Raw genomic sequence first — 10,478 nt, 5'->3', positions numbered from 1 at the left:
TGGCGCCGTGTGGCGTCCGGTAGCCGGCCCTTGCCGTTCAGCGCATCGGAGACGGTCGTGATGGAGACACCGGCGGCGGCGGCGACATCCCTGATGCCTGCTCTGCTCGTCCGGCTGCCTCGACGGGGGGTCTCCGCGCGGCTCACCTGGTGCTTCCCTGCTGCTGTCATGGCGAGCCGATAGTAGGGCTCATTGAGTGGGGTAGCGCGGGAGCATATGCGCCCTCCAACAGGCACGTTTCTGCACGGCGGAAGCGGGACAATGGCCTTTGAACGGAAGGAGGCTGAACGATTCGACAGCAGTACGTCGCGCGTCGACGCCGTTAGACCTGCTAAACGCTAGATGTTGCGATGCGGTCTCAACTCACCTTGATGGGGGATGCGCGCCACGGCGCGAGCACCCGGCGTGCGCTGTGAGGCGAGCGCCCCCGGTGTTCTCGCGAGCCCGATGGTGCCCTGTCGTCACGCCGATGACCGGGGATGCAGTGGTGCACGGAGGACGTGCCGGTGTGGACTGTGACCCACCATTCGCAGGGGCGCCGAATCCTCATAAGGTGAGGAGTATTCGAACGCCGGGTGTGACGAGGAGGACTGCGGTGAGCGAGACGAGCCCGAGGCTGCGCGCCGAGCTGGAGGGTATCCCGACCTACAAGCCGGGCAAGCCCGCCGCGGCCGGCGGGCCCGTGGCGTACAAGCTGTCCTCCAACGAGAACCCGTATCCGCCGCTGCCTGGCGTGATGGAGACGGCGATCGCCGCGGCCGGTGAGCTCAACCGGTACCCGGACATGGCGTGCAGCGGCCTGATGGACGAGCTGGCCGAACGTTTCGGCGTGCCCGTGTCGCATCTGGCCACCGGTACCGGATCGGTCGGTGTCGCGCAGCAGCTGCTGCAGGCGACCTCGGGCCCGGGCGACGAGGTGATCTACGCCTGGCGGTCCTTCGAGGCGTACCCGATCATCACGCAGATCAGCGGTGCGACGTCGGTGCAGGTGCCGCTCACCGAGGGCGAGGTGCACGACCTCGACGCGATGGCGGACGCGATCACCGAGCGAACGCGGCTGATCTTCATCTGCAATCCGAACAACCCGACCGGGACGGTGGTGCGCCGGGCCGAGCTGGAGCGTTTCCTCGACCGGGTGCCGAGCGATGTGCTGGTGGTCCTGGACGAGGCGTATCGCGAGTTCATCCGTGATCGCGAGGTGCCGGACGGTGTCGAGATCTACCGTCAGCGGCCGAACGTCTGCGTGCTGCGCACGTTCTCCAAGGCGTACGGGCTGGCCGGGCTGCGGGTTGGTTTCGCCATCGCGCACGAGCCCGTGGCGGCCGCGCTGCGCAAGACGGCTGTCCCCTTCGGTGTGAGCCAGATCGCGCAGGAGGCGGCCGTCGCGAGCCTGCGCGCCGAGGACGAGCTGCTTGGCCGGGTGGGCTCCCTCGTTTGCGAGCGCAACCGAGTGGTCGAGGCGCTGCGAGCGCAGGGCTGGGTGGTGCCCGAGACGCAGGCGAACTTCGTGTGGCTGCGGCTCGGGGAGCATACGGCCGACTTCGCGGCGGTGTGCGAGCAGGCCGGCGTGGTCGTGCGGCCGTTCCCGGGCGAAGGCGTGCGGGTCACGATCGGCGAGGCCGAGGCGAACGACATCTTCGTGCACTCGGCGGAGGCGTTCCGCAAGGACGCCTGAGCGGCGTCCGGCGCCCGCCTCCTGTCGGTCGGGCGCCCCCGCTCCTGCTCGTCCGCCCCCTTCGGCTCGTCGGGCGCCTGGCTGGGCTGCGGGCGAGCCGTCGGCGGGCAGGGTCCAGTACCGGCCTGGTGCTTGTCCGGCAGTCCCGATTCGGCGCCGGGGCGCCTGTCCGGCCGAAAGCGCAACCGATCGGTGTGGCAGGCCGCTTGGCGGCAGCCAGCGCACGGGGCTCTGGGGCGCTGGCCCGTTTCTGCTGCCTGGTTGTGCTGGTCGGTGGCGGCTTCTGCCGCCGGGTTTGTTGTGCCCGGGCCGCGTGCCTGCATCCGCGCGCCGACCGGTGTGACGGCCGCCTCATCGTCCTGGAGCCCCTTCCGCGTCCGCCACGGAAGGGGCTCCAGGCCTATTTGCCCAGCTCGCAGGCCGTTCCCCGCAGTAAGGGCACCCCCTTGCGTATGTCGTGTGACAGTAAGCCATAATGCTTGTGAATGTGAACGCGTTCACAAGCCCGTCTGGTTGCTCCCGGTATGGGAGTGGCCAAAGGGTCAAACTGCCGCTCTCACCACGGCACGTAAGGAGAAGTCGAGGTGGATCTCGCTCTGGCGCCGGAGACCCTGGCGCGATGGCAGTTCGGCATCACCACCGTCTACCACTTTCTCTTCGTCCCGCTGACGATCTCACTGGCGGCGCTCACGGCCGGTCTGCAGACCGCCTGGGTGCGGACGGAGGAGGAGAAGTACCTCAGGGCGACGAAGTTCTGGGGCAAGCTCTTCCTGATCAACATCGCCATGGGCGTCGTGACCGGCATCGTGCAGGAGTTCCAGTTCGGGATGAACTGGTCCGACTACTCGCGCTTCGTCGGTGACGTCTTCGGTGCCCCACTCGCCTTCGAGGCCCTCATCGCGTTCTTCTTCGAGTCCACGTTCATCGGGCTGTGGATCTTCGGCTGGGACAAGCTGCCGAAGAAGATCCATCTCGCCTGCATCTGGATGGTCTCGATCGGCACGATCCTGTCGGCGTACTTCATCCTCGCGGCCAATTCCTGGATGCAGCACCCGGTCGGATACCGGATCAACAAGGAGAGCGGGCGGGCCGAGCTCACCGACTTCTGGGCGGTGCTGACCCAGGACACCGCCCTCACCCAGGTGTTCCACTCGCTATCGGCGGCCTTCCTCACGGGCGGCGCCTTCATGGTCGGCATCGCGGCCTTCCATCTGCTGCGCAAGAAGCACATCCCGGTGATGAAGACCTCGCTCCGCCTGGGCCTGGTCACCGTCATCATCGGCGGGCTTCTCACGGCCGTCAGCGGTGACTCCCTCGGCAAGGTCATGTTCAAGCAGCAGCCGATGAAGATGGCCGCGGCGGAGGCGCTGTGGGACGGCGAGGGTCCTGCGCCCTTCTCCGTGTTTGCGTACGGGGACGTGGACAAGGGCCACAACTCGGTCGCCATCGAGATTCCCGGACTGCTGTCGTTCCTCGCCGAGAGCAACTTCTCCTCGTTCGTTCCGGGCATCAACGACGTCAACAAGGCCGAGCAGGAGAAGTACGGGCCCGGCGACTACCGACCCAACATCCCCGTCGCGTACTGGGGCTTCCGCTGGATGATCGGCTTCGGCATGGCGTCCTTCGCCATCGGGCTGGTCGGGCTCTGGCTGACCCGGAAGAAGTTCATGCTGCCTCAGCATCTGCGGGTGGGCGACGACGAGGTGCCGCATCTCGTGCCGTTCAGGAAGCCGTTCGGCCCGAAGCTCACCACCTGGTACTGGCGCATCGCGATCTGGACGCTCGCGTTCCCGCTGATCGCCAACTCCTGGGGCTGGATCTTCACCGAGATGGGCCGCCAGCCGTGGGTCGTGTACGGCCTGTTCCAGACCCGGGACGCCGTCTCCCCCGGCGTATCGCAGGGCGAGATCATCACCTCAATGATCGTCTTCACGCTGCTCTACGCGGTGCTCGCCGTCGTCGAGGTCAAGCTGCTCGCCAAGTACGTCAAGGCCGGCCCGCCCGAGCTCACGGAGGCCGACCTCAACCCGCCCACCAGGATCGGCGGCGACAGCCGTGACGCCGACAAGCCGATGGCCTTCTCCTACTGAGGCCGAGGGAGCGCTGAAGGCATGCAACTCCACGACGTCTGGTTCGTACTGATCGCCGTTCTTTGGATCGGCTACTTCTTCCTCGAGGGCTTCGACTTCGGGGTGGGGATTCTGACGAAGCTGCTGGCCCGGGACAGGGCCGAGAGGCGGGTGCTGATCAACACCATCGGGCCCGTGTGGGACGGCAACGAGGTGTGGCTGATCTCGGCGGTCGGCGCGACCTTCGCCGCCTTCCCCGAGTGGTACGCGACGCTCCTCTCCGGCTTCTATCTGCCGGTGCTCGTCATCCTGGTCTGCCTGATCGTGCGCGGGGTCGCCTTCGAGTACCGGCACAAGCGGGACGAGGAGCAGTGGCAGCGCAACTGGGAGAACGCGATCTTCTGGACCTCTCTCGTCCTGGCGGTGCTCTGGGGCGTGATCTTCGGCAACATCGTGCGCGGCCTGAAGATCGATGCGGACCTGGAGTACGTCGGCAGCCTCTGGGATCTCTTCAACCCGTATGCACTCCTGGGCGGGCTCGTGACCCTGACGCTGTTCACCTTCCACGGTGCGGTGTTCACGGCGCTCAAGACGGTCGGGGACATCCGGGCTCGGGCACGGACGCTGGCGAAGCGGCTCGGTCTGGTGACGGCCGCACTGGCGGTGGTCTTCCTGCTCTGGACCCAGATCGAGACCGGCGACGCCAAGAGCCTGGTCGCGATGGTGGTGGCTGTGGTCGCGCTGCTCGGGGCCCTCGGCGCGGTGAAGGCGGGACGCGAGGGATGGTCGTTCGCGCTCTCGGGCATCACGATCGCCGCGGCCGTCGCGATGCTCTTCCTGTCGCTGTTCCCCAACGTCATGCCGTCCTCGCTCAACGGGGACTGGAGCCTCACTGTCACCAACGCCTCGTCGAGCCCGTACACGCTGAAGATCATGACCTGGTGCGCGGCGATCGCCACGCCGTTGGTGATGCTCTACCAGGGCTGGACCTACTGGGTGTTCCGGAAGCGGATCGGTACGCAGCACATCGCGGACGCGCACTGATCGCCCGGCTTTTCGTCAGGAGGGTGTGTTTCACGTGAAACCGATCGACCCGCGCCTGCTCCGGTACGCCCGGGCCACTCGCCTCTTCCTCGTCGCCGTCGTGCTCCTAGGAGTCGTCGGCGCCGGGCTGGTCGTCGCCCAGGCGATGCTCATCGCCGAGGTGGTGGTCGGGGCCTTCCAGCACGGCCTGGGCGCCACCGATCTGCGGACGCCGCTGCTGTTGCTGGGGGCGGTGGCGGTGGGGCGCGGGATCGTCGGCTGGCTCACCGAACTGGCCGCGTACCGGGCGAGTGCGGCGGTCAAGTCGGAGCTGCGGGGGCGGTTGCTGGAGCGCGCGGCCGCGCTGGGTCCCGGTTGGCTCAGCGGGCAGCGCACGGGCTCCTTGGTCGCGCTCGCCACGCGGGGTGTGGACGCGCTCGACGACTACTTCTCGCGCTACCTGCCGCAGTTGGGGCTCGCCGTGGTGGTGCCGGTCGCGGTGCTCGCGCGCATCGTGACCGAGGACTGGGTGTCGGCGGCGATCATCGTCTTCACGCTGCCGCTGATCCCGGTCTTCATGGTGCTCATCGGCTGGGCCACGCAGTCCCGGATGGACCGCCAGTGGCGGCTGCTGTCCCGGCTGTCGGGGCACTTCCTCGATGTGGTCGCCGGGCTGCCCACGCTGAAGGTGTTCGGACGGGCCAAGGCGCAGGCCGAGTCGATCCGGCGCATCACGGACGAGTACCGGCGGGCGACGATGCGGACGCTGCGTATCGCCTTCCTGTCGTCCTTCGCCCTGGAGCTGCTCGCGACGATCTCCGTCGCGCTGGTGGCGGTGACCATCGGCATGCGGCTCGTCCACGGCGAGATGGATCTGTACATCGGCCTGGTGATCCTGGTGCTCGCCCCCGAGGCATATCTCCCGGTACGTCAGGTGGGCGCGCAGTACCACGCGGCCGCGGAAGGGCTGGCCGCCGCCGAGGAGATCTTCGACGTACTCGAGACGCCGGTTCCGGCCACCGGGACGGGCCCCGTTCCCGATGGGCCCATCAGCTTCGAGCAGGTGACGGTCCGCTACCCGGGACGATCGTCGGCGGCGGTCGCCGGCGCTTCGTTCACGGTTGCACCGGGCGAGACCGTGGCGCTCGTCGGGCCGAGCGGCGTGGGCAAGTCGACGCTGCTGAACGTGCTGTTGGGCTTTGTGGAACCGACTGAGGGGCGGGTACGCGTCGGCGGCACGGACCTCGCCACGGTGTCGCGTGAAGCCTGGCACGAGCGGATCGCGTGGGTGCCGCAGCGTCCGCACTTGTACGCCGCATCGATCGCCGAGAACGTACGGCTGGCGCGGCCCGGCGCCGACGACGAGGCGGTGCTGCGCGCCCTGCGCGATGCGGGGGCGTACGACTTCGTGGCCGCGCTGCCGGACGGCGTGGAGACCGTGCTCGGCGAGGACGGGGCCGGGCTGTCGGCGGGACAGCGGCAGCGGCTCGCGCTGGCCCGTGTCTTCCTGGCCGACCGGCCGGTCCTGCTCCTTGACGAGCCGACCGCTTCGCTGGACGGGGCGACGGAGGCCGAAGTGGTCGATGCGGTACGGCGGTTGGCGGTCGGGCGGACGGTGCTGCTTGTCGTCCACAGGCCCGCGCTGCTCGCGGTCGCCGATCGGGTCGTGCGGCTGGACGCGGCGGGAGGCGAGGACGGGATCCGTTCCGCGGAGGAGGCTTCCGGCGCACGCCTGGTCTCCCCCTCCCGGCGTCTGTCCTCCGAGAGCGACGGCTCCCGCGTGGCCGCAGTGGTGGATGTTCGCGCCGGAGGTGCCGAGTCTTCGGGAAGGGCCGCAGCAGAAGGGGGAACCGCCCGGGCGCTGGCCCGTGTACGTGCCCTCGCCGGTGCCCGGCGCGGGCGGCTCGTGCTCGCCCTGCTGCTGGGCAGTCTGGCGCTCGGCAGCGCCGTCGGGCTCATGGCCACCTCCGGGTGGCTGATCTCTCGGGCGTCGCAGCAGCCACCGGTGCTGTATCTGATGGTCGCGGTGACGGCCACGCGCGCGTTCGGGATCGGGCGGGCCGTCTTCCGGTACGCCGAGCGGCTCGTGTCGCACGACGCCGTGCTGCGGATGCTGGCCGACACCCGGGTCGCGGTCTACCGCCGTCTGGAGCGGCTCGCGCCCGGGGGCCTGCGGACGACGCGCCGCGGAGACCTGCTCTCCCGGCTGGTCGCCGACGTGGACGCGCTGCAGGACTACTGGCTGCGGTGGCTTCTGCCCGCCGGCGCGGCGCTCGTCGTCAGCGCCCTCTCCGTCGGCTTCACCGCGTGGCTGCTGCCCGAGGCCGGGGCCGCCCTCGCCATCGGCCTGCTGGCGGCCGGGATCGGCGTTCCCCTCGTGAGCGGGGCCGTCGCGCGGCGGGCGGAGCGCAGGCTCGCCCCCGCACGCGGGGACCTCGCGACCCGTGTGACCGACCTGCTCACCGGAACGGCCGAACTGACCGTCGCCGGTGCGCTGCCCGCCCGTACCGCCGACGTGAAGCGGGCCGACACCGTGCTGACCCGGATCGCCTCCCGCGCCGCCACCGCCACCGCCCTCGGCAACGGTCTGACGGCGCTGGCCTCCGGGCTGACGGTGGTGGCCTGCGCTCTTGCAGGCGCGCAGGCGGTCCACGACGGACGGCTCAGTGGAGTGGCGCTGGCGGTCGTCGTGCTCACGCCGCTGGCCGCGTTCGAGGCCGTGCTGGGGCTTCCGCTGGCCGTGCAGTACCGGCAGCGGGTGAAGAAGAGCGCCGAGCGGGTCCACGAGGTGCTGGACGCGCCCGTGCCCGTACAGGAGCCGGAGCAGCCGCGGCAGGCTCCGGCGACGCCCTTCCCGCTGCGGGTCACCGGACTGCGCGCCCGCTACCCCGGTCAGCATCGCGACGCGCTCGCGGACCTCGATCTGACCCTGGAGCGGGGCCGCAGGATCGCGGTGGTCGGGCCGTCCGGGTCCGGCAAGACGACGCTCGCGCAGGTGCTGCTGCGGTTCCTGGACGGGGGCGCGGGGACGTACACGCTCGGCGGCACGGACGCCCGCGCCCTGGACGGCGACGCCGTGCGCCGTTTCGTCGGGCTGTGCGCGCAGGACGCGCATCTCTTCGACAGCTCGGTACGGGAGAACCTGCTGCTGGCCCGGAAGGACGCGACCGAGGCGGAGCTGCGCGAGGCCCTCGAACGGGCCCGTCTGCTCGACTGGGCCGACGCACTGCCCGACGGGCTCGACACGCTCGTCGGCGAACACGGGGCTCGCCTGTCCGGAGGGCAGCGGCAGCGCCTCGCGCTGGCCCGCGCGCTGCTCGCCGACTTCCCCGTCCTCGTACTCGACGAGCCCGCCGAACACCTCGACCTGCCGACGGCCGACGCGCTCACCGCCGATCTCCTCGCGGCGACGGAGGGCAGGACGACGCTGCTGATCACGCACCGGCTGGCCGGTCTGGAGTCCGTGGACGAGGTGATCGTGCTGGAGGAGGGGCGGCCGGTGCAGCGCGGCGAGTACGCGGCACTGGCCGCGGTGGACGGACCGCTGCGGCGGATGCGCGAGCGGGAGGACGCGACGGAGGGCCTGACGATGGCGAGGCCGGAGCCCAGGGATGGGATGGCGACGGCGGGGGCGGCCGGGCGCATCGGTCACTGACCGTGCCAGGCACGGTCAGTGCGGGACGAGCCGACCGGCTCCCCCGTAAACGAGCCGACCGGCTTCGCCCGCAAAGCCGTCCGACTTTCGGCCGCAAAAGGGACTAATTACGCTCATGGCATGGCAGCAGCAGCCACCCCCGGCCCAGGCCCGGACGGCCCCGGCCCCGACCCCCACGGCGGGCCGCCCCCTAGCGATGCCGTCGCCCCGGCGGCCCGGACTCTGCAAGGGCTGTCGCCCGAGCTGACCGCACGGCTGCCGCAGCTCCTCGAGGCCATGCGGTCCGTCGGAACCGGACTCGAGCTGCACAGCACGCTGGACCGCATCTGCGAGACCGCCGCCGAGCTCACGGACGCCCGCTATGCCGCTCTCGGGGTCGTCGCGGAGGACGGCAACGGGCTGGCGGACTTCGTCTACTACGGCGTCGACGAAGCCACAGCCGCACTGATCGGCCGGCTTCCCGACGGGCAGAGGGGACTGCTCGGCGCGCTCATCCACCAGCCGGAGCCGGTGCTGCTGGCGGATCTCACGGCCGACCCGCGCTCCTACGGCTTCCCGCCCCACCATCCGCCGATGCGGTCCTTCCTCGGCGTTCCCGTCCGCGTCCAGGACGAGATCTTCGGCAACCTCTATCTGGCCGAGAAACGCGGAGGGCGCGAGTTCAGCGTCCACGACCTCGACATGGTCCGCGTGCTGGCCACCGAGGCCGGCATCGCCGTCGGCAACGCCCGGCTCTACGACGCCGCCAAGCAGCGCGAGCGCTGGATCGACGGCTCCGTCGCCGTGACCACCGCGCTGCTGTCGGGCGGCGATGCGGAGGACGCGTTGCAGGTGGTCGCGGAACAGGCCCGTCGGCTGTCCGGCTCGGCAGCCGGGATCGTGTCGCTGCCCGCGGACGAGGGCGGACTGGAGATCGTCGCTGTCTCCTCGGAGCACGCATCGAGCCTCCTGGGGGCGGTCGTCCCGCCGGAGAGCAGAGCCGTCGCCGAACTCCTGGACGGCAAGGCGGTGTTCGTGGACGACGCGGCCACCGACCCGCGTCTGATCACCGATCTGTCCCGCGACTACGGGCCCATGATGATGCTGCCGCTGCAGAGCGGAGGCCGAGTCCTGGGCGGTCTCGTCACGCCACGCGCGCGTGGAGCCCAGCCGTTCACCGAGACGGAGCGGACCCTGGCCACCCAGTTCGCCTCGCAGGCCGCCCTTGCGCTGATGATGGCCGAGGCGCAGCGCGACCGGGAACGGCTCGCGGTGTACGAGGACCGGGACAGGATCGCCCGCGATCTGCACGACCTCGTCATCCAGCGCCTGTTCGCCACCGGGATGATGCTGGAGAGCGCCCAGCGCAGGTCCGTCGTGCCCGAGGTGCAGGAGGGCGTGAGCAAGGCGGTCGACGAACTGGACGTCACGATTCAGGAGATCCGCACCGCGATCTTCGCCCTGCAGCAGGGCCCGGCCGAGGCGCCCTCGAGCCTGCGCACGCGCTTGGTGCGCGAGATCAACATGGCGGCCGTGCCGCTCGGCTTCAAACCCTCGTACCGCTTCGCCGGCCCCGTCGACGCGGTGGTCGGGGAGATGACCGGCAAGAACCTCGTCGCGGCGCTGCGCGAGACGCTCTCCAACGCGTTCCGGCACTCCGGGGCCTCGCGTATCGAGGTCGTCGTCGATGCCGGTGTGACGCTCCCCGACGGGCGGCAGGGCGTACGCCTGAGCGTCTCGGACGACGGGGTCGGCATCCCGGAAGGCGGCCGCCGCAGCGGTCTGAAGAACCTGAAGCGGCGGGCCGAGTCGCTGGGCGGGGACAGCTGGCACGGGCCGGGCATCGGCGACGACGGGGGCGGCACGACGGTGGTGTGGCAGGCCGCCTGCTGACCTGCTGGGGCTCCAGGCGACCCACCTGCTGAGCTGGGACCCGGGCGGACCCGCCTGCTGACCTGCTGGGGCTCCAGGCGGACGGGCGGAGTGGCCAGAGAAGGCCTGTTCGGCGGTACCGGTCTCGCCCGTACGGGTCATCGGTGCCCCCTCGTGCACGCGTTGCACCGGGCCCTGCCCGCAT

The 10,478-nt window shown here is 70.4% G+C and carries 6 protein-coding genes; 5 read left to right on the top strand and 1 reads right to left on the bottom strand.

The genetic code is table 11. The annotated features are described in order from the left end of the window. Nucleotides 1-170, bottom strand: a 170-nt coding sequence (locus tag ABT009_RS40000) for a LacI family DNA-binding transcriptional regulator (RefSeq protein WP_351306362.1), incomplete at its 3' end; no start/stop codon positions are given. A 425-nt stretch (nucleotides 171-595) separates the two neighbouring features. On the opposite strand from ABT009_RS40000, the gene hisC reads away from it, so the two are divergent. The 5 genes from hisC to ABT009_RS39975 all read left to right on the top strand — a co-directional run bounded on the left by hisC (nucleotide 596) and on the right by ABT009_RS39975 (nucleotide 10,294). Further along, complete coding sequence (gene hisC, locus ABT009_RS39995; protein WP_351306350.1) at nucleotides 596-1,675, top strand: histidinol-phosphate transaminase; 1,080 nt, start codon at nucleotides 596-598, stop codon at nucleotides 1,673-1,675. Nucleotides 1,676-2,259: 584 nt separating this feature from the next. Then, entirely contained in the window at nucleotides 2,260-3,765 is a 1,506-nt protein-coding gene (locus ABT009_RS39990; protein ID WP_351306348.1) for a cytochrome ubiquinol oxidase subunit I, read from the top strand. Nucleotides 3,766-3,786: 21 nt separating this feature from the next. Then, nucleotides 3,787-4,788, top strand: a complete 1,002-nt coding sequence (gene cydB, locus ABT009_RS39985) for a cytochrome d ubiquinol oxidase subunit II (protein ID WP_351306346.1) — start codon at nucleotides 3,787-3,789, stop codon at nucleotides 4,786-4,788. Nucleotides 4,789-4,822: 34 nt separating this feature from the next. Continuing rightward, nucleotides 4,823-8,422, top strand: coding sequence for a thiol reductant ABC exporter subunit CydD (cydD, locus tag ABT009_RS39980; RefSeq protein WP_351306344.1), 3,600 nt, complete (start codon nucleotides 4,823-4,825; stop codon nucleotides 8,420-8,422). Between the two features lie 120 nt (nucleotides 8,423-8,542). Next, nucleotides 8,543-10,294 carry a sensor histidine kinase gene (locus ABT009_RS39975; RefSeq protein ID WP_351306342.1) on the top strand — a complete coding sequence of 584 codons (1,752 nt, stop codon included), beginning with the start codon at nucleotides 8,543-8,545 and terminating at the stop codon, nucleotides 10,292-10,294. The last annotated feature ends 184 nt before the right edge of the window (nucleotides 10,295-10,478 follow it).

Origin of the sequence: Streptomyces sp. NPDC002896, assembly GCF_040295225.1 — a bacterium.
Taxonomy (GTDB): Bacteria; Actinomycetota; Actinomycetes; order Streptomycetales; family Streptomycetaceae; genus Streptomyces.
Note: the sequence above shows the minus strand (reverse complement) of the source record. Positions and strands in the feature narration are given on the sequence as shown.